The organism is Acidovorax sp. Root217, from assembly GCF_001428645.1.
Taxonomy (GTDB): domain Bacteria; phylum Pseudomonadota; class Gammaproteobacteria; order Burkholderiales; family Burkholderiaceae_C; genus Acidovorax.
On the sequence record NZ_LMIH01000012.1, the window covers coordinates 160,067 to 182,933 of the forward strand.

General features: G+C 68.3%; 18 protein-coding genes. 8 read left to right on the top strand and 10 right to left on the bottom strand.

Annotated elements, in window-relative coordinates; all coding sequences use genetic code 11:
- Positions 1-36 precede the first annotated feature (36 nt).
- Positions 37-1,587: a 3,4-dehydroadipyl-CoA semialdehyde dehydrogenase gene (locus tag ASE31_RS10900; RefSeq protein WP_057201672.1), complete on the bottom strand. Its 1,551-nt coding sequence runs from the start codon at positions 1,585-1,587 to the stop codon at positions 37-39.
- A 31-nt stretch (positions 1,588-1,618) separates the two neighbouring features.
- Positions 1,619-2,113, bottom strand: coding sequence for a DUF4863 family protein (locus tag ASE31_RS10905; RefSeq protein WP_057201673.1), 495 nt, complete (start codon positions 2,111-2,113; stop codon positions 1,619-1,621).
- A 209-nt stretch (positions 2,114-2,322) separates the two neighbouring features.
- On the opposite strand from ASE31_RS10905, the gene ASE31_RS10910 reads away from it, so the two are divergent.
- The 4 genes from ASE31_RS10910 (at position 2,323) to boxA (ending at position 7,965) form a co-directional block, all read left to right on the top strand.
- Entirely contained in the window at positions 2,323-3,261 is a 939-nt protein-coding gene (locus ASE31_RS10910) for a helix-turn-helix transcriptional regulator (RefSeq protein WP_057201674.1), read from the top strand.
- 178 nt (positions 3,262-3,439) lie between these two features.
- Positions 3,440-5,113, top strand: coding sequence for a 2,3-epoxybenzoyl-CoA dihydrolase (boxC, locus tag ASE31_RS10915; RefSeq protein ID WP_057201675.1), 1,674 nt, complete (start codon positions 3,440-3,442; stop codon positions 5,111-5,113).
- A gap of 30 nt (positions 5,114-5,143) precedes the next feature.
- Entirely contained in the window at positions 5,144-6,571 is a 1,428-nt protein-coding gene (gene boxB / locus ASE31_RS10920) for a benzoyl-CoA 2,3-epoxidase subunit BoxB (protein WP_057201676.1), read from the top strand.
- Between the two features lie 113 nt (positions 6,572-6,684).
- Positions 6,685-7,965, top strand: coding sequence for a benzoyl-CoA 2,3-epoxidase subunit BoxA (gene boxA, locus ASE31_RS10925; RefSeq protein ID WP_057201677.1), 1,281 nt, complete (start codon positions 6,685-6,687; stop codon positions 7,963-7,965).
- A gap of 3 nt (positions 7,966-7,968) precedes the next feature.
- Here boxA and ASE31_RS10930 read toward each other — a convergent pair whose 3' ends face one another.
- From ASE31_RS10930 to ASE31_RS10940, 3 genes are all read right to left on the bottom strand, one after another.
- A complete protein-coding gene (locus ASE31_RS10930) occupies positions 7,969-8,742 on the bottom strand; it encodes an SGNH/GDSL hydrolase family protein (RefSeq protein ID WP_057201678.1) in 774 nt (257 codons plus the stop codon).
- Between the two features lie 247 nt (positions 8,743-8,989).
- Positions 8,990-10,426, bottom strand: a complete 1,437-nt coding sequence (locus ASE31_RS10935; protein ID WP_057202458.1) for an SPOR domain-containing protein — start codon at positions 10,424-10,426, stop codon at positions 8,990-8,992.
- Between the two features lie 73 nt (positions 10,427-10,499).
- Positions 10,500-11,498, bottom strand: a complete 999-nt coding sequence (locus ASE31_RS10940; protein WP_057201679.1) for a YcjF family protein — start codon at positions 11,496-11,498, stop codon at positions 10,500-10,502.
- Between the two features lie 186 nt (positions 11,499-11,684).
- Here ASE31_RS10940 and ASE31_RS10945 point away from each other — a divergent pair, with 186 nt between their 5' ends.
- Positions 11,685-12,338, top strand: a complete 654-nt coding sequence (locus ASE31_RS10945; RefSeq protein ID WP_057201680.1) for a DsbA family oxidoreductase — start codon at positions 11,685-11,687, stop codon at positions 12,336-12,338.
- A gap of 29 nt (positions 12,339-12,367) precedes the next feature.
- On the opposite strand, the gene ASE31_RS10950 is transcribed toward ASE31_RS10945, so the two are convergent.
- From ASE31_RS10950 to cphA (ASE31_RS10960), 3 genes are all read right to left on the bottom strand, one after another.
- Positions 12,368-12,850: a CreA family protein gene (locus tag ASE31_RS10950; RefSeq protein WP_057202460.1), complete on the bottom strand. Its 483-nt coding sequence runs from the start codon at positions 12,848-12,850 to the stop codon at positions 12,368-12,370.
- Positions 12,850-15,429 (bottom strand): cyanophycin synthetase, encoded by a 2,580-nt coding sequence (gene cphA, locus ASE31_RS10955; RefSeq protein WP_057201681.1) that lies wholly within the window; start codon positions 15,427-15,429, stop codon positions 12,850-12,852. The genes ASE31_RS10950 and cphA (ASE31_RS10955) overlap by 1 nt, the downstream gene beginning before the upstream one ends.
- 70 nt (positions 15,430-15,499) lie before the next feature.
- Complete coding sequence (cphA, locus tag ASE31_RS10960) at positions 15,500-17,707, bottom strand: cyanophycin synthetase (RefSeq protein WP_057201682.1); 2,208 nt, start codon at positions 17,705-17,707, stop codon at positions 15,500-15,502.
- Positions 17,708-17,939: 232 nt separating this feature from the next.
- Here cphA (ASE31_RS10960) and ASE31_RS10965 point away from each other — a divergent pair, with 232 nt between their 5' ends.
- From ASE31_RS10965 to ASE31_RS10975, 3 genes are all read left to right on the top strand, one after another.
- Entirely contained in the window at positions 17,940-20,228 is a 2,289-nt protein-coding gene (locus ASE31_RS10965) for an ABC transporter ATP-binding protein (protein ID WP_057202462.1), read from the top strand.
- Positions 20,229-20,276: 48 nt separating this feature from the next.
- Positions 20,277-20,759 carry a DUF1854 domain-containing protein gene (locus ASE31_RS10970; RefSeq protein WP_235514408.1) on the top strand — a complete coding sequence of 161 codons (483 nt, stop codon included), beginning with the start codon at positions 20,277-20,279 and terminating at the stop codon, positions 20,757-20,759.
- A gap of 205 nt (positions 20,760-20,964) precedes the next feature.
- The gene (locus ASE31_RS10975; RefSeq protein ID WP_057201683.1) at positions 20,965-21,396 is read left to right on the top strand and encodes a hypothetical protein; all 432 of its coding nucleotides are present in this window, start codon (positions 20,965-20,967) and stop codon (positions 21,394-21,396) included.
- A 67-nt stretch (positions 21,397-21,463) separates the two neighbouring features.
- On the opposite strand, the gene ASE31_RS10980 is transcribed toward ASE31_RS10975, so the two are convergent.
- Both ASE31_RS10980 and ASE31_RS10985 read right to left on the bottom strand, forming a co-directional pair.
- Entirely contained in the window at positions 21,464-21,817 is a 354-nt protein-coding gene (locus ASE31_RS10980; protein WP_057201684.1) for an EF-hand domain-containing protein, read from the bottom strand.
- Positions 21,818-21,943: 126 nt separating this feature from the next.
- Entirely contained in the window at positions 21,944-22,861 is a 918-nt protein-coding gene (locus ASE31_RS10985; RefSeq protein WP_057201685.1) for a 5'-nucleotidase, read from the bottom strand.
- Positions 22,862-22,867 lie beyond the last annotated feature (6 nt).

Below are 22,867 nucleotides of genomic sequence, written 5' to 3' on the forward strand. Positions count from 1 at the left end.
GTGCGCGTGGTTTTTCTTGTCGCGTCGGTTGTGGTGTCAGAGTCCCAGTGCCGCCAGCACGCTGGGGCTGGCCTGCACGGCCGTGCGCTGGTGGTAGAAGTCGAGCGCGCGCAGGCCGCCCAGTTCGGCGCCACCGCCGGCGCGGCCCGGGCCGCCATGCTGCGACATGGGCATCACATTGCCGTGGCCGCTGTGCGTCTGCGCCACGTCGGGCGTGATCACGTGCACGCGGCCATGGCTGGCGGCCACGGCCAGGGCCGTTTGCGCCAGCGCGGCCTCGTCGCTGCCGTACAGCGAGGTGACCAGCGAACCCTGGCCCCGGTGCGCCAGCGCAATGGCATGCGCGCTGTCGCGGTAGGGCAGCAGCGTGGCCACCGGGCCGAAGACTTCCACGTCGTGTACCTGCTGCGCGGCGTCGGCATCGCGCGCGCCCAGCAGCACGGGGCCGATGCAGGCGGCCACGGCCGGGTCGGCATCCACCAGAGGTCGGTCGCGCCCGTCGTGCAGCACCGTGGTCTGCGCCTGCAGCGCCGCCAGGCCTTCGCGCACCGCCGCCAACTGCGCGCGGCTCACGAGCGAGCCCATGCGCACGCCCGCGTCGCGCGGGTTGCCCACGCTGATGCCGGCGAGCTTGGCGGCTATGGCCTCGGCTGCAGCGTCGTACACCTCGGCTGGCACCAGGATGCGGCGGATGGCGGTGCACTTCTGGCCCGACTTCACCGTCATCTCGCGAACCACCTCACGCACCAGCAGGTTGAAGGCCTCGCTGCCCGGGGCCTCGCCCGGCAGCAGCACGGCGCTGTTGAGGCTGTCGGCCTCGATGTTGGCGCGCACCGAACGCTGAGCCACGGCAGGGTGCGAGCGGATCACGCCCGCTGTCTCGGCCGAGCCGGTGAACGACACCACGTCGAAGGGCCGCAGCTGGTCCATCATCCCGGCCGAGCTGCCGGCGATGACCGACAGTGCGCCTGCCGGAAGCACCCCTGCATCCACCACATCCTTGACCATGCGCTGGGTGAGCCAGGCCGTGGCCGTGGCGGGCTTGACGATGACCGGAACGCCCGAGAGCAGGGCCGGCGCGGCCTTTTCCCACAGCCCCCAGGACGGGAAGTTGAAGGCGTTGATGAACAGCGCCACGCCCTGTGTGGGCACCGACAGGTGCTGCGACTGGAAGGCCGGGTCCTTGCCCAGCCGGGCCGCATCGCCGTCGCGCAGGGCGCGGGCATCGCCCAGGGCGTCGCCCCATTTGGCGTACTGGCCCAGGGTGAAGATGGCGCCGTCGATGTCCACGCCCGAATCGTTCTTCACCGTGCCGGCATTGGCGGTGGCGATCTCGTAGTACGCATCGCGGTTGGCGAGCAGCACCTTGACGATGGCGGCCAGCAACGCCGCGCGTTCGCGGTAGGTCAGGGCGCGCAGGGCCGCCCCGCCTTGCTGGCGGGCAAAGGCAAAGGCCTCGGGCAGGTCGAGCCCGGTGGCGTCCACGCGCACCAGCTCGTTGCCCAGCACAGGGTCGAACAGCGGCGTGCCGTTGCCGGTGCCTGCCTGCCAGCGGCCGGCAGCGTAGTTGGAGAGAAGTTCGGTCATGGACATATGGAAGAAGATGGGCGTGCGGATTTCAGGTGCGCGTGAACTGAATTTGGCCTTCGGGCAAGAGATAGAGCACCAGCGCGCGGCCCTGGGCCACGGTGGGGCGGTGGGCGGTGCCGGGGCCGTAGACGCACCAGCCCGCAGGCCGGCCGTCGAAGGTGGCGGCACTGTCGGCCATGGGCATGATCAGGTCGATCTCGCCGTTCGGGTGCGTGTGGTGCGGGCCGGCCAGGTCCTGCATGTCGACCAAGTCCACCGAGAAGCGGTGCAGCGCGTCCTCGGCCTTGAAGACCCGGCCGTACCTGATGCCGCCGCCCTCGCGCTCGCACAGCCAGCCTTCGGCCACGCCGGTGAGGCAGGCGTCGCGCAGCTGCGCATAGGTGGGGCTGCCGGCACCGTGGGCTGCGTTGAGCCACTGGTCCAGCGCTGCATCGAGCGGCCTGCCTTCGAGCTGCGCGGTGAGGTCGGCCAGCAGGGCGTGGAAGGCATCCTTGCTGGAGGGGGCGGTGGCGGGCGTCATCATGGGGCGGGCTTTCAGGGGAAAGGCGGGCTGGGCAGGGCGTCTGTGCGCCGCTTGCCACGGAAAATGATTGCCTTGCATGATCCTGCGACGTGCAGTATCTTGCGTGCATCTGGACGATAAACCTGTGAATGATCTTAGTCAAGCACTATAGTGCATATTTATTGGGGCTGCCGACCGCAGACAATCGGGTGGTGTGAACAAGGACGCGCATGAATGAGCAAGACGACGCAGTGCTGGCCACTGCGCCCATCGACGGCAACGGCGCTGCGGCGCCTGGCGGCGAGGCCCGCAACCCGCTGCTGACGGCGCTGGGCGAGCGCGTGCGCAACCTGCGCGCGCAGCGCGGGCTCACGCGCAAGGCCGTGGCGATTGCGGCCGATGTGTCCGAGCGCCACCTGGCCAACTTGGAGTACGGCACGGGCAATGCCTCCATCCTGGTGCTGCAGCAGGTGGCGGGTGCACTGCACTGCTCGCTGGCCGAGCTGGTGGGCGATGTCACGACCAGCTCGCCCGAGTGGCTGCTGATCCGCGAGCTGCTGGAAAACCGCAGCGAGGCCGACCTGCGCCGCGTGCGCCTGGCGCTGGGCGAACTGCTGGGTACGGCCTCGGTCGACCCGGCCCGGCACAGCCGCATTGCCCTGGTGGGGCTGCGCGGCGCGGGCAAGTCCACGCTGGGCCAGATGCTGGCGGACGACCTGGAGCTGCCCTTCGTGGAGCTGAGCCGCGAGATCGAGAAGCTGGCAGGCTGCAGCGTGCGCGAGATCCACGACCTCTACGGCACCAACGCCTACCGCCGCTACGAGCGCCGCGCGCTCGAGGAAACCATCCAGATCTACAGCGAGGTGGTCATCGCCACCCCGGGCGGCATCGTCTCCGACCCGGCCACCTTCAACGAGCTGCTGGCGCACTGCACCACGGTGTGGCTGCAGGCCGCGCCCGAAGAGCACATGGGCCGTGTGGCCGCGCAGGGCGACACCCGCCCCATGGCCGCCAGCAAGGAGGCCATGGACGACCTGCGCCGCATCCTGAGCGGGCGCGCGGCCTTCTATTCCAAGGCCGACCTCTCGGTGGACACCAGCGGCAAGAGCCTGGCCCAGGCCTTCCAAGGACTGCGCTCGGTGGCCAGACAGTCCATGAGCGCCTCCTGAGCGGCGCTCCCTCCACCGGCGGGCCTTAGCCGCCACACCTTTCGCAACGAAAAAGAGCACTCCAGGCATTGACGCGTCTGTAAACATGCAGCATGATGCATGTCATCGAAATCAAAAGCTGCATTATTTTTCTTGTTTCGAGGTTTGCAGCCGCTACCGGCCCCACAGGAGACATGCCATGACCGCCACCACCACCAGCGCCCCGGCGCGCGTCGACTACCGCACCGAACCCGGCCAGTACCGTCACTGGTCGCTCAGCGTCGAGGGCGCTGTTGCGCGCCTGTCGCTCAACATCGCCGAGGACGGTGGTATCCGCCCCGGCTACAAGCTCAAGCTCAACAGCTATGACTTGGGTGTGGACATCGAGCTCAACGATGCGGTCAACCGCGTGCGCTTCGAGCACCCCGAAGTGCGCACCGTGGTCGTCACCAGCGGCAAGGACCGCATCTTCTGTTCGGGCGCCAACATCTTCATGCTGGGCGTCTCCAGCCACGCCTGGAAGGTGAACTTCTGCAAGTTCACCAACGAGACGCGCAATGGCCTGGAAGATTCGTCGAAGCACTCGGGCCTGAAATTCCTGGCCGCCGTCAACGGCGCCTGTGCCGGCGGCGGCTACGAGCTGGCCCTGGCCTGCGATGAGATCCTGCTGGTGGACGACCGCTCGTCCGCCGTCTCCCTGCCCGAGGTGCCGCTCTTGGGCGTGCTGCCCGGCACCGGTGGCCTGACCCGCGTCACCGACAAGCGCCATGTGCGCCACGATCTGGCCGACATCTTCTGCACCAGTGTGGAAGGCGTGCGCGGCCAGCGTGCGGTGGAATGGCGCCTGGTGGATGCCGTGGCCAAGCCCGCCCAGTTCGCTGCGGCCGTGCAGGACCGTGCGGAGCAGCTCGCTGCGGGCAGCGACCGCCCGGCCGGTGCCAAGGGCGTGGCCCTGACCCGGCTGGAACGCGAGGACGGTGCGGACAGCCTGGGCTACTCGCATGTACAGGTGCAGATCGACCGCGCCAGGCGCACCGCCACGCTCACCGTGAAGGCGCCCGCCGGCGCGCAGCCTGCCGACATCGCCGCCATCGAGGCGGCCGGCACGGCCTGGTGGCCGCTGGCCCTGGCGCGCGAGCTCGACGACGCCATCCTCAACCTGCGCACCAACGAACTCGATATCGGTACCTGGCTGCTCAAGACCGAGGGCGATGCCAAGGCCGTGCTCGCCTCCGACGCGGTGATGCTGGCCCACAAGGACCACTGGCTGGTGCGCGAGACCATCGGTGCGCTGCGCCGCGCGCTGGCGCGCCTGGACGTGTCCTCGCGCACCCTGTTCGCGGTGGTGCAGGAGGGCTCCTGCTTCGCCGGCACCCTGGCCGAGCTGGCCTTTGCCGCCGACCGCAGCTACATGCTCGCCTTGCCCGACGATGCCGACCGGGCACCCCGGCTCACGCTCAACGAATTCAACTTCGGCTTCTTCCCTATGGTCAACGACCAGAGCCGGCTGCAGCGGCGCTTCTATGAAGAGGCCGCACCGCTGGACGCCGCGCGCGCCGCGGCCGGCAAGCCGCTCGACGCCGACGAAGCCTTGGCCCTGGGCCTGGTCACCGCCGCGCCCGACGACATCGACTGGGACGACGAGCTGCGCATGGCCATCGAGGAGCGCGCCGCCATGTCGCCCGACGCCCTGACCGGCCTGGAGGCCAACCTGCGCTTTGCCAGCAAGGAGAACATGGCCACGCGCATCTTCGGTCGGCTCACCGCCTGGCAGAACTGGATCTTCAACCGCCCCAACGCCGTGGGCGACAAGGGTGCGCTCAAGGTCTACGGCACCGGCGAGAAGGCCGGCTTTGATCTCAACCGCGTCTGAACCGCAGTCCGAACCATCCAAGGAGCAACGATGAGCACGATCAACTACAGCGAGAAGATCCCCAACAACGTCAACCTCGGCGAAGACCGCACCCTGCAGCGTGCGCTCGAAGGCTGGCAGCCCAACTTCATCAACTGGTGGGACGACGTGGGGCCCGATGGCTCGACCAACCACGAGGTCTACCTGCGCACCGCCGTGAGCGTGGACCCGCAGGGCTGGGCCCAGTTCGGCCACGTGAAGATGCGCGATTACCGCTGGGGCATCTTTTTGAACCCGGGCGACGCCAACCGCGAGATCCACTTCGGTGACCACAAGGGCGAGAAGGCCTGGCAGGACGTGCCTGGCGAGCACCGCGCCAACCTGCGCCGCATCATCGTCACGCAGGGCGACACCGAGCCGGCCTCGGTCGAGCAGCAGCGCCACCTGGGTCTCACGGCGCCCAGCATGTACGACCTGCGCAACCTGTTCCAGATCAACGTGGAAGAGGGCCGCCACCTCTGGGCCATGGTCTACCTGCTGCACAAGCACTTCGGCCGCGATGGCCGCGAAGAGGCCGACGCCCTGCTGCAGCGCACCTCGGGCGATGAGAACAACCCGCGCATCCTGGGGGCCTTCAACGAGGCCACGCCGGATTGGCTGGCGTTCTTCATGTTCACCTACTTCACGGACCGCGACGGCAAGTTCCAGCTCTCGGCCCTGGCCGAAAGTGCCTTCGATCCGCTGGCACGCACCACCAAGTTCATGCTGACCGAAGAGGCGCACCACATGTTCGTGGGCGAGAGCGGTGTCTCGCGCGTGCTGTCCCGCACCGCCCAGGTGATGAACGAGCTCAAGACCGACGACCCGCAGAAGGTGCGCGCCGCCGGTGCCATTGACCTGGGCACGGTGCAGCGCTACCTGAACTTCCACTACAGCGTCACTATCGACCTGTTCGGTGCCGACCAGTCGAGCAACGCCGCCATCTTCTACAGCTCGGGCCTCAAGGGCCGCTACGAGGAAGGCAAACGCACCGATGACCACGTGCTCAAGGGCCAGACCTACAAGGTGCTGGAGGTCAAGGACGGCCAGCTCGTCGAGAAGGACGTGCCCATGCTCAATGCCTTGAACGAGGTGCTGCGCGACGACTTCATCAAGGACTCGGTCGCCGGCGTGGGCCGCTGGAACAAGGTGCTGGAAAAGGCCGGCATCCCCACCCGCCTGGTGGTGCCGCACAAGGCCTTCAACCGCCAGATCGGTGCGCTCGCGGGCATCAAGATGTCGCCCGAAGGCCGCGTGGTCAACGAGATGGAATGGGCCGCCAAGAAGGACGAATGGCTGCCCAGCCCCGAAGACTTCGCCTTCGTCGCCTCGCTGATGGGCCGCGTGGTCGAGCCAGGCCAGTTCGCCGGCTGGATCGCGCCCCCGGTGATGGGCATCAACCGCCAGCCGGTCGATTTCGAGTACGTGCGTTTCGGCTGATGGACAAAGAAGCGCCCTCGGCGTATGAACGAGGGCAGGGATGAGGGCAGGCCCCACGAAGACCGCACGCCCCATCCCAACCCCCTGGTTGGGGGTGACAAAGGAGAACCAATATGGACATGGCCGTTGAAGCCGGGGTCATCAAGCAGCATTTGATCGACCCGGAAATCTGCATCCGCTGCAATACCTGCGAGGCCACCTGCCCCGTCAACGCGATCACGCACGATGACAACAACTACGTCGTGCGTGCCGACATCTGCAATGGCTGCATGGCCTGCATATCGCCGTGCCCCACGGGTTCCATCGACAACTGGCGCACCATGCCGTTGGTGCGCGCCTATTCGATCGAGGAGCAGCTGACCTGGGAGTCGCTGCCCGCCGAGCTCACGCCTGATGAACTGGCGGCCGCCGGAGTCGATGCCGAAGCGGCGGATGCTCCCATCGCGGCAGACACCCAGGCCGCGCTGGCCACGGCCGAGCCTGGCGTGCAGCCCCAGCCGCCCTTGCACCGTGGCGCCACGGTGCCGCCGTGGTCGGCCGCGCATGCCTACACCAACCTCTACCCGCCCAAGGCGCCGACCACGGCCACCGTGGTCGGCAACTTCAACTGCACCGAGGCGGGCTTCGAGAGCGAAACGCACCATGTGGTGCTGGACTTCGGCAGCCTGCCCTTTCCGGTGCTGGAGGGGCAGTCCATCGGCATCGTGCCGCCCGGCACCGATGCCCTGGGCAAGCGCCACCATGCGCGCCAGTACTCGATTGCCAGCGCGCGCAATGGCGAGCGGCCGGGCTACAACAACCTGGCGCTGACCGTGAAGCGCGTCACCTCCGACCACGACGGCACCCCCGTGCGCGGCGTGGCCTCGAACTACGTCTGCGATCTCCAGGTGGGCGACAAGGTGGAGGTGGTGGGCCCGTTCGGCCATTCCTTCCTGATGCCCAACCACCCTAAGTCGCACGTGGTTATGATCTGTACCGGCACCGGCAGCGCCCCCATGCGCGCCATGACCGAGTGGCGCCGCCGCCTGCGCAAGAGCGGCAAGTTCGAGGGCGGCAAGCTGATGCTGTTCTTCGGCGCACGCACGCAGCAGGAGCTGCCGTACTTCGGCCCGCTGCAAAGCCTGCCCAAGGACTTCATCGACATCAATTTGGCCTTCTCGCGCACCCCGGGCCAGCCCCGGCGCTATGTGCAGGACCTGATGCGCGAGCGCGCTGCCGACCTGGCAGAACTGCTCAAGGACGGCAACAGCCACTTCTACGTCTGCGGCTTGAAGAGCATGGAAGAGGGCGTGGTGCTGGCCCTGCGCGACGTGGCGGCTGACGCGGGTCTGGACTGGGAGGCCCTGGCAGCCACCCTGGCGCGCGAAGGGCGCCTGCATCTGGAGACCTATTGAGGCCTACGTGCCTGTCAAGCTGGCCAAGCCTTCCTGCCGCACCAGTTCCTCGTACCACTGCTGGTAGCCCGCGCTGCTCGGGTGCAGGCCGTCGGCGGCATTGAGTTCGTCGGCGCGCTGCACGAAGGGGTCCTGAGCGCGCGGCTTGAGCAGGCGGATGTAGCGCACACCGCTTTCCAGCGCCACCGCCTGCGCGGTGGCATGCAGGCGCTTGGAGCGGCTGTCCATGAACCACGAGACCGGCGGTATGAAGAGGGGCGCGTGGCCCACATTGCCGCAAGGCATCAGCACCACCTGCTTGCCGCGCGCCTTCGCGGTGCGGATCACCTGCTCCATGTGGGCATGCAGCTCCTGCTCCGAAGTCAGCCGGATCACGTCGTTGCCACCGGCCAGCACCAGCACCAGATCGTAGCCCGTACTGGCACGCTCCAGTTGCGCCTGCACATCCTCGAACTTGGCGCCGTTGGCGGCCAGGTTGTCGATCTGCCAGCGCGGGTGCGCCGCGCCGATGCGCCCCGCCAGGCTGTCCTCGGGGCGGGCCGCACCAGTCCCCACCGCCGTGCTGTCGCCGACCACCAGGATGCGCCGCTCGGGCTGGGACGGCTGGGCGGTGTAGGAACGCGATGCCTTGGCCAGGTCCGACGCCGTCATCAGGCGCCAGGGCGCGCAGCCCGTGAGCAGCAGGGCGCCCGCCGCCACGGCGGCAAGGGTCCACCAGCGGGGCCGCAGGCCGTGACAGGGGGACTGGTGCGCAGTGGTCGGCGAAGGGATGGGCATAAAGAGACTTTGCAGAAGACACGGGTCGATACTGCAGAGTACGTGCCGAAACCATTCCTGGATGTCGGCTGCCTCAAGGCTTGCGCGTAGGACGCGGGGCCACGCCCGGTTGTCCTTGCCCCGTCCGCTGGGCCTGAGGGTCTTATACGGATTTGCATTTGATCGTAGAACTAGGCGGGAGCCGCAGACAGTGCTGCAGCACGGCAAGGCGAACCAACGACGTTATACGGTTGAAGGCAAATCCGTATTACTTCTTGAACACCACGGCGTCCAGGCCCATGCCCCGGATGTTCTGCGCCGCTGCGTCGGCCTCGGCCTTGGTGTCGAAGGGCCCCACGCGCACGCGGATGCGAGAGCCTTTGGCGCTTTCCAGCGGCTGGCGAAAGGCCGGCAGGCCTTCGTTGAGCAGGCGGGACTGCGTCTTGCGCGCATTGGCCTCTTCGGCGAACAGGCCCACGTTGATGTAAAAGCCCGGCGCACTGCCCACCAGGGGCGGCTCTGCGCCACTGGCGGCCGAGGCTGGCTCCGATGCTGCTGCTGCCGGCCTGGCCTTCGCTGCCGGTACCGGTCTGGAGGCCTTGCTGGCAGCCGTTGCTGCCGCAGGAGCAGCCTGCGGCGCGGGTGCCGCCGGGGCGCTGGCGCGGGCCTTGGCGGCCGAAGCGGCCACTGCCGGCGCGGGCTTGCTGGCCGTGGCCGCAGGGGCTATGGCCTTGGGGGGCAAAGGCGCCGCAGCAGGTGTGGCCGCCTTCGAAGCCGCCGGTGCTGGCGATGCGGACGCCGTCGGAGCCTTGGCAGTGCTGCTGGCCGGGCTGGCTGTCGACACCGGTGCCGGTGTCTTCGTCGGGGCCGGCGTGGGAGGGGCGGCCGCAACGCGCGGGGCGGAAGGGGGCGTTGCGGCGGCGGGGGCCGTCACCACGGCCGCTGGGGCGGTGGTTTCCTCTGCCGAGGTGGGCGCTGCAGCGCTTGGGGGCGATACCGTATCCGATGCCACCGCAGAGGCTGCGGTGGATGCCGCACGCGCTACCGACACGGCCGCCAGCCCGGACGTTGGGTTGGATGCCGGGGCTGCAGGGGGCGAGGTATTCGCGGCCGCGGTGCTGCCCTGTTCCGGCGCTGTACCGGGAGGGAAAAGCATGTAGGCCAGCACGGCCGTGGCCACCAGGACCACGTGCGCAATGATCACCCCGCTCAGCCGTTGGCGCGAGCTGGCCTGCCGCTCCAGCAAGGCGGCGGCCTCCGGCACCGTGCGCGAGACTGAGAGGGCACGGGCTATGCGCTTGCGGATCTCGGTGTGCAGCACGGCGTTGGCGAACAGGCCTGGCAGCGCGCAGCTGAACAGCGCGATGGCGGCCAGGATGCCCCACTCGACCGGCTGGGGCCAGTTGAGGAACTGCCGGCCCAGTCCGAACACCAGCAGCGCCAGGCCCTCGGCCGCGGCCACATAGACCAGGGCCGCGCCCCAGAGCTGGCGAAACACCAGCCAGCTCAGCGTGAACAATGCGGCCGGCCAGTTCCAGGTCGTGGTGGTGCGCCCTGCATCGTCGAAGCGCGCAAAGACCGGCAGGTAGTGCTCGGCATTCACCGGGCCCAGGGCCACCCGGTACAGCGCGGTCATGGCGTTGTCCGATGGAGAGTCCAGCGACATGGGTGCGATGGCGTTGGCAGGGTCCAGTGTCAGGGGCATGCCCGATTCTGGCACGGGCTGCAGGCTGCGCAAAAGGGGGAAGTGGCTACCGGAATCACCCTACGGGTGCCGATCAGACGCCTCCGCGCACCATGGACATGACCTTGGCGGCGTCCAGGGTCGCTGCCTTTTCGCGGATCTGCGGCAGGTACTGGGCCTGCAGGTCCTTGGCCGGGCCCAGCATGCTCTGGAAGCTCTCGCGCAGCACGGCCGTGCTCATCACCCGGCCGCCCGCGTAGTAGCGTTTGGCCACCCGGCCCAGGGCATAGGTGGTGGCGAACGAAAAGGCCATGCCCGTGGCCGCCTGGCCGATGCCGCCAATGGTGCGGCCCGCCACCTTGCCCAGCAGGCCGCCGAGCAGCTTGCGGCCGAACTGCTCAATGTACTGCGAGGCCATGCCCACGCCGGCCGCGGCGATGAAGTCCTTGATGTGGCCTTGGTCCAGCTCCACGCCATGGGCCTTGCCGACGGCGTAGACCATCTTCACCTGCATGGGGATGATGGCCATCGACGCCCAGGACTGCGGCAGCAGCTCCAGCGCGCCGCACACCAACGCGTAGTTCAGGATGCTCTTGTCCAGTTCGGCGCCAGAGACTTCCGCCACGTTGCGCACCGGCAGGGCCGCAGCCGCTGCGGCCGCCGCGCCTGCAGCCATCGGTGCCATGCCGCGCGCGATGGGTGCTGCGCGCTCGGCCACTTCCACCAGGGCATCGGCCTGCTGCTCGAAGGCGGCGGTGTCGCCCTCGCCCAGTTGCAGCCAGCCCTTGAGCTGCGCCAGGAAGGCGCGCTCGGTCTCGGTCTGGCGCCCGTCCACGTCGCAGACGCAGACCGCCATCTCGTAGGCCAGCTGGCGCAGCCCCGGCTCGGTCAGCGCCGTGGCGGCGGCCTCGGCACTGGTGCGTTGCAGCAGCACGTCCTGGTACAGGCGCGGCAGGTCGATGGCCGGCGCGTCCTGCGCCAGCGATTGGGCGATGCGCCGGATCTCCTCGCGCTCGCTGTCGCCCTTGTGGCCATCGGCGAAGGCGGCGAACAGGGCGAGGGTGAGAATGGATTGCTGCTGGTCGAGTTGCATGGTGGCGGGGGCTCCCGAGGGAGCCCGGAGGTGGCAGGACAGGTGTGCAGTGTGGCAAACGCGGGCTTTTCCATCACTGCGGTGGGGGCTTGCGAAGGCTGCGGGGCCGCCAATGGCCGTACCGCTGCAAGGGCGCGCCAATCGTCATAGCATGTTGGGCATCCCATTTGACCTCCCGGTGACCGCATGACCACAGCCCTCAAGATCGATTTCGTCTCCGACGTTTCCTGCCCCTGGTGCATCATCGGCCTCAAGTCGCTGGAGCAGGCGGCCGAGCGCCTGAAAGGCGAAGTCGCGCTCGACCTGCACTTTCAGCCCTTCGAGCTCAACCCCCAGATGGCGCCCGAGGGCCAGGATATCGCCGAGCACCTGCACGAGAAGTACGGCGCCACGCCCGAACAGAGCCAGAAGAACCGCGACGCCATCGCCGCGCGCGGTGCAGCGCTGGGCTTCACCTTCAACATGGCGCAGCGCAGCCGCATCTACAACACCTTCGACGCCCACCGCCTGCTGCACTGGGCCGAGGAAGAGGGCGACAAGCAGCCCGCCCTGAAAGAGGCTTTGTTCAAGGCCTACTTCACCGATGGCCAGAGCCCGGGCGACCATGAAGTGCTGGCCCGCGTGGCCGCCGGGGTGGGCCTGGACGAAGCCGAGGCCCGTGCCATCCTGGCGTCGGACCGGTTTGCCGACGAGGTGCGCGAGCGCGAGCAGTTCTACCTGCAGCAGGGCATCCACTCGGTGCCGGCCATCATCATCAACGACCGCCACCTGATCTCGGGCGGCCAGCCGCCCGAGGTGTTCGAGCAGGCCCTGCGGCAAATAGCTTCTGGCAAGGCATAACAAAGGGCGCCGCGGCGCCCTTTGTTTATTTACTTCAATGGAATGGGCGTCGCCCGGTCCACCGGCACGGCCGTCACGCTGTTCTGCGGCGAGCCGTCGACCAGCTTTTCTGAGTAGGTCAGGTAGACCAGCGTGTTGCGCGCCGGGTCCACCATGCGCACCACGCGCAGGCGCTTGAACAGGATGGACAGGCGCTCGCTGAACACCTCTTCCTGCTTGCGCAACGGCGCGGGGAAGCTCACCGGCCCTGTCTGGCGGCAGGCGATCGAGGCTTCCGAGCGGTCCTCGGCCAGGCCCAGCGATCCCTTGATGCCGCCCGTGCGGGCGCGCGAAACGTAGCAGGTCACGCCCGCCACGGCCGGGTCGTCGTAGGCCTCGACGATGATGTCGTGGTCGCGGCCCAGCAGCTTGAAGGCCGTGTCCACTGTGCCGATCTTGTCGGGCGCCGCCATGGCGGCGCCTGCCAGCAGCGTGAGGGTGGCCAGGGCCGCCATGCGCAGGGTCGTGCGCATCATGCCGCGGCCCCTGCGTCGGCGCAGCGCTTGGCCAGGTGGGCCAGGGCTTCTTCGACCTGGTCGACCAGCACCAGGCACAGATCGCCGGGCTGCAGGCGCGAAAGGGCCGTGTCGATGGCGATGAACTCGCCGCGGATCTCTTCCACATGCGTGGTGCGTGCCGCGCCGGCCAGGCCCTCGCGCAACAGGGCCATCACTTCGCCATCGCCCCGGCCGCGCTGGGCCGCGTCCTGGTACAGGATCACGTCATCGAAGGCGGCGCCCAGGATCACGGTCTGCTCGCGGATGTCCTCGTCGCGCCGGTCGCCGGCACCGCTGATGACCACGCTGCGGCGCTTGCCGGGCAGGGCGTCCACGGCGGCCACCAGGGCGCGCATGGCGTCGGGGTTGTGGCCGTAGTCGGCGATCACCGTGGCGCCGTTGTGGTCCATGATGTTGAAGCGGCCCGGCGCGTTGTCGCTGTCGTTGACGAAGCCTGACAGGCCGCGGCGGATGGTCTGCCACGGCAGGCCCGCGCCCCAGGCGGCGGCCACCGAGGCCATGACGTTCTCGACCTGGAAGCCGATGCGGCCGTTGCGCGTGATGGGCACGTCGCGCAGGTGGATGGTCTCGCGCCACGAGCCTTCGGAGGCGACGATGGAGTCCCCGTCCACGTACACGGTGCGGTTGCCCTGGGCGCGGTGCGTGGCCATCACGGGGTGGTGGCGGTCGGCCGCAAAGAAGATGATCTTGCCCGGGCAGGCCGGCGCCATGGCCGCCACGATGGGGTCGGCGGCATTGAGCACGCCATAGCCGTCGGTGGCCACGTTCTGCACGATCACGCGCTTGAGCACGGCCAGGTCTTCCACCGTGGTGATGTAGTTCAGCCCCAGGTGGTCGCCCGCGCCGATGTTGGTAACCACGGCCACCTGGCAGCGGTCGAAGCCCAGGCCTTCGCGCAGGATGCCACCGCGCGCAGTCTCGAACACGGCCGCATCCACCTCGGGGTGCAGCAGCACGTTGCGCGCGCTCTTGGGGCCGCTGCAGTCGCCGCTGTCGATCTGGCGGCCGTTGACGTACACGCCGTCGGTGTTGGTCATGCCCACGCGCAGGCCCTGCGCCGTGAACAGGTGGGCGATCAGGCGCGCCGTGGTGGTCTTGCCGTTGGTGCCGGTGACGGCCACCGTCGGGATGCGGCCGTCGTCGCCATGGGCGTACAGGCGGTCCACCATGGCCTGGCCCACGTTGCGCGGCTTGCCGTACGAGGGGGCCAGGTGCATGCGCAGGCCGGGCGCGGCGTTCACTTCCACGAAGCCGCCGCCTTGCTCTTCCAGCGGGCGCAGCACGGTCTCGGCGACCATGTCCACGCCGCAGATGTGCAGGCCGACCATCTGGGCGGCGGCAATCGCGCGCGCCGCCACCTCGGGGTGCACGTCGTCGGTCACGTCGGTGGCGGTGCCGCCGGTGGACAGGTTTGCGTTGTTGCGCAGGATCACGCGCTGGCCCTTGGGCGGCACGGACTCGGGCGTCAGGTCCTGGGCCGCCAGGCGCGCCACGGCGATCTCGTCCAGGCGGATCTTGGTCAGCGAGGTGGCATGGCCTTCGCCACGGCGCGGGTCGAGGTTGACCTGCTCGACCAGCTCACGCACGGTGTGCTGGCCATCGCCCAGTACCTGGGGCGGCTCGCGGCGCGCGGCAGCGACGAGCTGGTCGCCCACCACCAGCAGGCGAAAGTCGTGGCCCGGCAGAAAGCGCTCGACCATCACCGTGCCGTACTCGGCCGCGTTGCGGTAGGCCGCATCGAGCTGGGCACGGTCGGTGATGTTCACCGTCACACCCTTGCCCTGGTTGCCGTCCTGCGGCTTGACCACCACGGGCAGGCCCACCTTCTGGGCCACTTCCCAGGCCTCGTCCAGGCTTTCGACGGGCTTGCCCAGGGGCACGGGCACGCCGGCAGCATGCAGCAGGCGCTTGGTCAGGTCCTTGTCCTGGCCGATGGATTCGGCCACGGCGCTGGTGGAGTCGATCTCGGCGGCCTGGATGCGGCGCTGCTTGGAACCCCAGCCGAATTGCACCAGGCTGCCGCGTGTGAGGCGTCGGTAGGGAATGCCGCGTGCGACGGCTGCGTCCACGATGGATCCCGTGCTCGGGCCCAGGCGCTCGTCCTCGTCGAGCTCGCGCAGGGCGGCCACGGTCTTGTCGGCATCGAACGTGCCCTGGCCCAGCGCGGCCTGGATCAGTTGCTGCGCGTCCTCGAAGGCCTGGCGGCCCACGGCCTCCTCGCTGTACTCCACCACTACCTGGTAGACACCGGCATCGGTGGTGGCCGTGGTGCGCGCAAAGGTCACGGGGCAGCCAGCCTGGGCCTGCAGGGCCAGCGCCGCGATCTGCAGCACGTGGGCCAACGAGATGTCGCCATCGCCGCCCTCGGGGTGCAATGCACCGATGGCGGGGAAGAGGGCGCGCAGTCGCGCTTCGAACCCGTCCATCCGGCGGATGGCGCGCTCGCTCTCGTCGCAGGCCACCACGGCCTCGATGGCCATATGGCGGCTCCAGAGGTTGGGGCCACGCAGGGCCCGGGTGCGGGATACATCCATGGAAATTCTCTTTCTCAGTGTCCGTCGGGGCGGGCGGGCCCCGGTGTCATCGCGGTGTTCGGTGGTGAAGTCAGCTGCGCAGACCGGGTGGCGGCGGCAGGTCTGGCTCGAAGGTCTTGATGCCGGCGCCGATCAGGTCGGGCGCGATGTCCAGGGCCCAGGCGGCGCCCACGGCAGCCAGCAGGGCTTCGGTATCGGGCACTACGCCGTTGCGGCCGAAGGTCAGCTCGGCCAGGGTGCCCAGCACATGCTCGGCGCTGCCGGTGGCCAGCACCACGCGGCCGTTCTTCACCAGCACGGCACGGCCGTTGTCCTTGGCGCGGTGTTCGACAATGGCGGGCAGGGCAGGGTCCTGCGCGTACAGCACCACGTCGCCGTCGCACAGGCGGGCCAGGTCCACCACCTGTTCTTCTGCGGCGTTGAGCACGGCGGCGCCGTCGGCGAGCACCACGTCCACCTGGGTGCGCAGCACCTTGGTCATCTGGTCCTGCTCGTGCACGTCGAACTCGGCCAGGGTGGCCACGCCGTCCATGTCGGTGACCACGCCCACCTTGCAGCGGTCGTAGGCCAGGCCGTCGCGCAGGATGGTGCGCGCGTCGTTCTCGATCACGGCAGCCTGCACCATCTGGTTCATCAGCAGGCGGTGGGCGGCCTCCCAGTGGGCGCTGTCGGTGGTGTCCACGTGGCGGCGGTCCAGGAACAGGCCGTCGCGGCAGGCCACGCCGGTGTGGCGGCCGCCCAGGTGCAGCAGCCAGGCCACGAGGCGGGCGATGGTGGCGGTGTTGCGCGTACCGGCCACGCCCACCACGGGGATGCGGCCGGCCGTTCCTTCGGCATGGTCCTCGGCCGGGAACAGGTGCTCGACGATGGCCTGGCCCACGGGGCGGGGGGCGCCCACGGCGGGTTTGAGATGCATCAGCAGGCCGGGGCCGGCGTTGACTTCGACGATGGCGCCACCCTGCGCGTGCAGCGGCTTGGAGATGTCGAGCGCCACCATGTCGATGCCCGCGATATCCAGGCCCACCACCTTGGCGGCGAGCTGGGCGATGTAGGCGACCTCGGGGTGCACGTCGTCGGTGCAGTCCACGGCCACGTTGCCATTGCGTTGCACCACGATGGTCCGGCCCGCGGCAGGCACGGAGCCCGCATCCAGGTCCTGGCGCTTGAGTTCCAGCTGCACCTTGGTGTCGGTGGCCAGGTCGATGATCTCGAGCGGGTACTCCTCCTCGTAGCCGCGGCGCGGGTCGGAGTTGAGCTGGCTGTCGATCAGCTCCTTGACCGTGGAGCGGCCGTTGCCGGTGATGCTGACCACCTCGCCGCGCGCGGCGGCCACCACCTTGCCGCCCACCACCAGCAGGCGGTGCTCGTCGCCGGGGATGAAGCTTTCGACCATCACGTCGCTGCCCTCGGGGTAGGCCACGTGGTAGGCCGCCTCGATGTCTGCCTGCTTGCTCAGGTCCAGCGTCACGCCGCGGCCATGGTTGCCGTCCGAGGGCTTGACCACGACGGGCAGGCCGATGTCCTGCGCCGCTTCCCAGGCTTCTGCGGGGCTGTTGACCACCTGGCCATCGGGGATGGGCACGCCGCAGGCCTTGAGCAGGCCCTTGGTCAGGTCCTTGTCGCTGGCGATGCCTTCGGCGATGGCGCTGGTGAATTCGGTCTCCGCCGTCCAGATGCGGCGCTGGCTGGCGCCGTAGCCCAGCTGCACCAGGTTGCCGTCGTTCAGGCGGATGTGAGGGATGCTGCGGTCGGTGGCGGCCGTAACGATGCAGGCCGTGCTGGGGCCCAGGTACTGGTCGTCCACCTCGGTGCGCACGCGCGCCACGGCGGCGGCCACGTCGAAGGGCTCGTCGTTGATGGCCGACATCAGCAGCCGGTGGCCCTGGGCCAGCGCGATGCGCGCCACCTGCTCGTCACGCGCCCGGAACACCATGCGGTACACGCCGCGCTGCGAGGTGCTGCGCGTCTGGCCAAAGCCCGTGGGCATGCCGGCCAGGTTGAGCAGCTCGATCACGATGTGTTCCAGCACGTGGCCGCACCAGGTGCCTTCCTGCAGGCGCTGCAGGAAGCCGCCGCGCTCGCCCACGCCGCAGTGGTGCTCGATGAGGGCCGGCAGCCAGGCCGTCAGGCGGTCGTTCAGGCCGGGCAGGGTGTGGGAGGGGTGGTCTTCCAGCACGTCCAGGTCCAGCCAGACCTCCAGCACGGGCCGGTAGGTCCAGATATTGGGTCCACGCAGGTAGTTGATGCGAAGCAGTTGGATGTCGTTGAATTTCGCCATGGATTGCAGCGGGTAGGGGGTTCCGGCCTTTCGGGGCTGTGCGGGGGAGGACAACGAGAATATGGGGGAACATTGTGCTCCACTCGGATGGCAGCAGCGGCTGTCAGCCAAGGGGCAGTCGCAGACGTTACAGGTGGATGCCTTGGCGTCCTTGCGTGCAGTATCGGGGAGAATTCGCGCTGTGGCGCAATCGGTGACCGCTGGCTGCCAGGGGCGCAAATACCAATCCAACATGCAACATCACCATTCTGTGGACGCCTCCGGTGTCTTTTCCGGCCCCCAGGGGGCCGATCTGCGGGCCATGCTCGCTTCCCAAGAGAACGTGCTGGCCACGTTACAGGTTGACCTGAGTGCCGAATTGCGCTTCGCCACGGGCTGGGTGGTGGTGACTTCCGAGCGCCTGCTGGCCTGCGATCCCGGGACCAGCGCCTGGCGGGCCTGGACGCGCGCCCCGGGCCTGGCGCTGCGCATGCACGACCACGGGGGCATCGGCGCCCTGGAATTGCACGATGCCGATGCGCGCCTGGCGCTGTGGCGCTTCACGCTGGGCCAGCATGCCCAGGCGCTGCGCCTGGTGCAGCGCTTCGAGCAGGCCGCAGGCTCCGGCGAAGCGGACGAGGCCAGTTGTCCCCAGTGCCACGCGCCACTGCCCCCGGATACCGAAGAGTGCCCCGCCTGCGCACGCGCCCAGCCGCCGCAGACCTCCACCTGGGTGCTGCTGCGCCTGTGGCGTTTTGCCCGGCCCTACCGCAAGCAACTGGCAGCGGGCTTTTGCCTGACACTGGCCTCCACGGCGGCCACACTGGTGCCGCCCTACCTCACCATTCCGCTGATGGACGACATCCTGATCCCGTTCCAGAACGGGCAGAAGATCGAGCCCAGCCTGGTGCTGCTGTACCTGAGCGGGCTTCTGGCGTCGGCCCTGGCCGCCTGGGGCCTCTCCTGGGCGCGCACCTACATCCTGGCGCTGGTGTCCGAGCGCATCGGCGCCGACTTGCGCACCACCACCTATGAGCACCTGCTGCGCCTGTCGCTCGACTATTTCGGCGGCAAGCGCACCGGCGACCTGATGGCGCGCATCGGCTCGGAGACGGACCGCATCAACGTGTTCCTTTCGTTGCACGCCCTGGATTTCGTGACCGACGTGCTCATGATCATGATGACGGCGGCCATCCTGTTCTCCATCAACCCCTGGCTGGCGCTGGTCACCCTGGTGCCGCTGCCCTTCATCGCCTGGATGATCCACACCGTGCGCGACCGCCTGCGCACCGGTTTCGAGAAGATCGACCGCGTCTGGTCCGAGGTGACCAACGTGCTGGCCGACACCATCCCCGGCATCCGCGTGGTCAAGGCCTTCGCCCAGGAAAAGCGCGAGGCCCAGCGCTTTCGCGATGCCAACCAGCACAACCTGGAGGTCAACGACAAGCTCAACAAGACCTGGTCGCTGTTCACTCCCACGGTGTCGCTGCTCACCGAGATCGGCCTGCTTGTGGTCTGGGGCTTCGGCATCTGGCTGGTCTCGCGCAACCAGATCACGGTGGGGGTGCTCACCGCCTTCATCGCCTACATCGGGCGCTTCTACAGCCGGCTCGACTCCATGAGTCGCATCGTCTCGGTCACGCAGAAGGCGGCAGCCGGTGCCAAGCGCATTTTCGACATCCTGGACCACGTGAGCAACGTGCCCGACCCGGCCCAGCCGGTCAAGGTGGACAAGGTGCAGGGCGCCATCGCCATGCGCAACGTGGGTTTCCGCTACGGCAGCCGCTCGGTCATCAAGGGGTTGGAGTTGGACATCCGCCCCGGCGAGATGATCGGCCTGGTGGGCCACAGCGGCTCGGGCAAGAGCACCCTGGTGAACCTGATCAGCCGCTTCTACGACGTGAGCGACGGCTCCATCCAGGTCGATGGCGTGGACATCCGCCGCTTTGCCGTGGCCGACTACCGTCGCCACATCGGCCTGGTGCTGCAGGAGCCCTTCCTGTTCTTCGGCACCATTGCCGAGAACATCGCCTACGGCAAGCCCGAGGCCACGCGCGAGGAGATCGTGGCGGCCGCCCGCGCAGCCCACGCGCACGAATTCATCCTGCGGCTGCCCCATGGCTACGACTCGCTGGTGGGCGAGCGCGGCCAGGGCCTGTCGGGCGGCGAGCGCCAGCGCATCAGCATTGCGCGCGCGCTGCTGATCGATCCGCGCATCCTGATCCTGGACGAAGCCACCTCGGCCGTGGACACCGAGACCGAGAAGGAAATCCAGAAAGCCCTGGACAACCTGGTGCAGGGCCGTACCACCATCGCCATCGCCCACCGCCTGTCCACCCTGCGCAAGGCCGACCGCCTGGTGGTGATGGACCGCGGCGAGGTGGTGGAAGTGGGTCCGCACGACGAACTCATGGAAAAACAGGGCGCCTACTGGCGGCTGTACGAGGCCCAGGCCCGCCGCGCCGAGGAGGACGCCCAGGCTGCCGGCGTGATCATCGACAGCAGCCTGCTGCACCCGGCCCACCCGGCGGGCAGTGCCTGAGCACGCCGCTCGGCCCCACCGATGGATGACATTGCCATGAACGACCTGATGACTACATTCCCGCCCGCCTCGCTGCAACTGCACCGCAACGCCCACGGGCGCCTGGTGCTCACCCTGCCCGACGGCACGCTGCACGAAGGCGTGGTGCCGGTGCGGGCCTTTCCCATCGCGGCCCCTGCCGAAGGCCTGTCGCTGGTGGGCAGCGATGGCCATGAACTGGTGTGGCTGGACCGCTTCGACCAGTTGCCTGCGGCAGTACGCACCCTGGTGGAGGAGGAGCTCGCGGTGCGTGAGTTTGTGCCCACTATCGAAAAAATAGTCGCCGTATCGAGTTTTTCGACCCCAAGCACCTGGGATGTGGAGACCGACCGGGGTTCTGCGCGCCTGGTGCTCAAGGCCGAGGAAGACATCCGCCGGCTCGGCGGGCGCACCCGCCTGCTCATAGCTGCAGGCGAGGGTGTGCAATTCAAGGTGCCCGACACTGCGCTGCTCGACCGCCAGTCTCGCCGCTTCCTCGAACGTTTCCTCTGACCCAGCGCCGCACCAGCCCGCCGCCTGCGCCCTGCAGGCGGCGGGCTTTCTTTTGCCATCAACAGGCTTAAAATCTAGGGGTAAACCCTTGTTTTTGGGCTTAAGGGTAAAAAAGACCTCAATTTCCCCTTTTGTTTGCCGTTATGAATGTACGAAGAGCCCGGAAGTGCCTCTGTTCGTTCCTTTCACAACCTGGGGCCATGCCATGCAAATGCCACCTGTCGATCGATCGCCGACCTGGCGTCCTGCGGGCGCCGATTTGTATTCCACCGGCGCCTCGGGGGCGCCGCCGATACGTCCTGTCAATGCGCCGCTGCCCGTCGAGTCCATGGACCGGCTCGGGGAAGGGGCCGTCGTGCGCGAGCCCGACAAGCCGTCGGCGCCCGAGGCGCCGAACCGCGACTGGACCGAAGTGAAGAAGAAGGACACGGTGGAAGAGCCGCCCGAACCGCCGCCGGAGTCCATCTACAAGCAACTGCTGGAATTCATCCAGTCCATGTGGCGTGCCAGCGGCAGCGCCGTGGAAATGGCGCAGGACATCAACAAGGTGACCCTGCAGGAGCGCCTGGCCCAGCAGGTCAAGAACGAACCGTTGACCTACTCGGACCCCAAGGTCAAGCGCACGGCAGGGCTGTGAACCAGGCGGCAGGGTGAGGCGCAGGGTGTCGTTGTATGTTTTGCTATTGAAACGGTAGCAGTTTCGGTCACGGAGCGCTGGCTGCAGGAGCGGGAGCAGCGGGCGCCTGCTTCGCGCGATCCCGTTCGGCGCGGTATTTCACCGCAAAAGCGCGCACTTCTTCGTACGAGACAAATCCATCGTGGTCGGTGTCGGCCTCGTCAAAGGCATTGGCCAGGCGCGGGAACAGCTTGACCTCGGAGCGGCTGAGCTTGCCATCGCCGTTGAAGTCCAGCATCTTGAACTCGCGCATCGCCTTGGCCTCGCCCTTGGACGGGCCTTCGGCCTCGGCAGGAGGTGGCGGGGTGACCGGTGCCTGTGCAGATGCCAGGCCACAGCCCATCAGGGCGGCGGCACCCCAGGCCAGCAAAATCGTCTTCATGCGCTCTGTTCCTTGTAATGGGTTATGGTCGAACAGGTACGGCCACCTGGCGCCACTTGCAACCTGTCAGAGGCTCTCTTTGACCACAAGTTGCAACCCATTGCACAACTTTGCGCGCTGTCACCATCAATCGGCCAGCAGCGTGACCGGATTGGACACCCCGCTGTTCACATGCCCCGCCGGCACATGCAGCGAGGCCGAGGTGACGTGACCGGTCTGGTCGTCGAAGAAGAAGTCCGGCTCGAACTCGCGCAGGAACTCCCCCTTGGGCAGGCCACCGAGGAACATGGCCTCGTCCACCGCGATGTCCCAGTCCATCAGCGTGCGGATGGCGCGCTCGTGCGCAGGGGCGCTGCGCGCCGTGACCAGCGCGGTGCGGATGCGCATGCCCGTGCCGCCCGCATGCTGCAGCCGGTGCAGGGCGGCCAGCAGAGGCTTGAAGGGGCCGTCGGGCAGGGGCTGCGCCGCCTTGTCGCTCTCGTGCCGCTGGAAGGCGGCCAGCCCTTCGGCCTGGTAGACGCGCTCGGCTTCGTCCGAGAACAGCACGGCGTCTCCGTCGAAGGCGATGCGCACCTCGTTCGGGTTGGAGTCGCCGGCCCGCACGGATTCGGTCAGTACCCGCGCTGCCGGGTAGCCCAGGTGCAGCGCCTGGCGCACGTCGGCTTCATTGGCCGAGAGGAACAGGTGCGCGCCCAGCGGGCGCAGGTAGCGAAACGGATCGCGCCCCTGGGTGAACACCCCGCGCTGCACCATGGGCAGCCCGTGGGCCAGGCAGGAGCGGAACACGCGCATGCCGCTCACCGGGTCATTGCGCGAGAGCAGCACGACCTCCACCCGCTGGTGCTCGGTGGTGTTGAAGGCCAGCAGCTTGCGCACCAGCGAAAAAGCCACCCCGGGCGCCGCCGGAATGTCGATGCGCTGGCGCTGCATCTCCACGTAGGCGTGGTCGTCCGTGTCGTCGAAGAGGCGGTTCTCTTCCTCGAAATTGAACAGCGCCCGCGAGGAGATCGCGACCACCAGCTTGTCGTCCAGGGTTACGGCCATGTCGTG

What these genes read in the sequence shown, in the direction of transcription:
- ASE31_RS10965 (WP_057202462.1), top strand. Translation starts at nt 17,940, where the DNA reads ATGCAACATCACCATTCTGTGGACGCCTCCGGTGTCTTTTCCGGCCCC.
- ASE31_RS10945 (WP_057201680.1), top strand. Translation starts at nt 11,685, where the DNA reads ATGACCACAGCCCTCAAGATCGATTTCGTCTCCGACGTTTCCTGCCCC.
- cphA (WP_057201682.1), bottom strand. Translation starts at nt 17,707, where the DNA reads ATGGCGAAATTCAACGACATCCAACTGCTTCGCATCAACTACCTGCGT.
- ASE31_RS10935 (WP_057202458.1), bottom strand. Translation starts at nt 10,426, where the DNA reads ATGCCCCTGACACTGGACCCTGCCAACGCCATCGCACCCATGTCGCTG.
- cphA (WP_057201681.1), bottom strand. Translation starts at nt 15,429, where the DNA reads ATGGATGTATCCCGCACCCGGGCCCTGCGTGGCCCCAACCTCTGGAGC.
- ASE31_RS10905 (WP_057201673.1), bottom strand. Translation starts at nt 2,113, where the DNA reads ATGATGACGCCCGCCACCGCCCCCTCCAGCAAGGATGCCTTCCACGCC.
- ASE31_RS10980 (WP_057201684.1), bottom strand. Translation starts at nt 21,817, where the DNA reads ATGAAGACGATTTTGCTGGCCTGGGGTGCCGCCGCCCTGATGGGCTGT.
- ASE31_RS10950 (WP_057202460.1), bottom strand. Translation starts at nt 12,850, where the DNA reads ATGCGCACGACCCTGCGCATGGCGGCCCTGGCCACCCTCACGCTGCTG.
- ASE31_RS10900 (WP_057201672.1), bottom strand. Translation starts at nt 1,587, where the DNA reads ATGACCGAACTTCTCTCCAACTACGCTGCCGGCCGCTGGCAGGCAGGC.
- ASE31_RS10985 (WP_057201685.1), bottom strand. Translation starts at nt 22,861, where the DNA reads ATGGCCGTAACCCTGGACGACAAGCTGGTGGTCGCGATCTCCTCGCGG.
- ASE31_RS10940 (WP_057201679.1), bottom strand. Translation starts at nt 11,498, where the DNA reads ATGCAACTCGACCAGCAGCAATCCATTCTCACCCTCGCCCTGTTCGCC.
- ASE31_RS10910 (WP_057201674.1), top strand. Translation starts at nt 2,323, where the DNA reads ATGAATGAGCAAGACGACGCAGTGCTGGCCACTGCGCCCATCGACGGC.
- boxA (WP_057201677.1), top strand. Translation starts at nt 6,685, where the DNA reads ATGGACATGGCCGTTGAAGCCGGGGTCATCAAGCAGCATTTGATCGAC.
- ASE31_RS10930 (WP_057201678.1), bottom strand. Translation starts at nt 8,742, where the DNA reads ATGCCCATCCCTTCGCCGACCACTGCGCACCAGTCCCCCTGTCACGGC.
- ASE31_RS10970 (WP_235514408.1), top strand. Translation starts at nt 20,277, where the DNA reads ATGACTACATTCCCGCCCGCCTCGCTGCAACTGCACCGCAACGCCCAC.
- boxC (WP_057201675.1), top strand. Translation starts at nt 3,440, where the DNA reads ATGACCGCCACCACCACCAGCGCCCCGGCGCGCGTCGACTACCGCACC.
- ASE31_RS10975 (WP_057201683.1), top strand. Translation starts at nt 20,965, where the DNA reads ATGCAAATGCCACCTGTCGATCGATCGCCGACCTGGCGTCCTGCGGGC.
- boxB (WP_057201676.1), top strand. Translation starts at nt 5,144, where the DNA reads ATGAGCACGATCAACTACAGCGAGAAGATCCCCAACAACGTCAACCTC.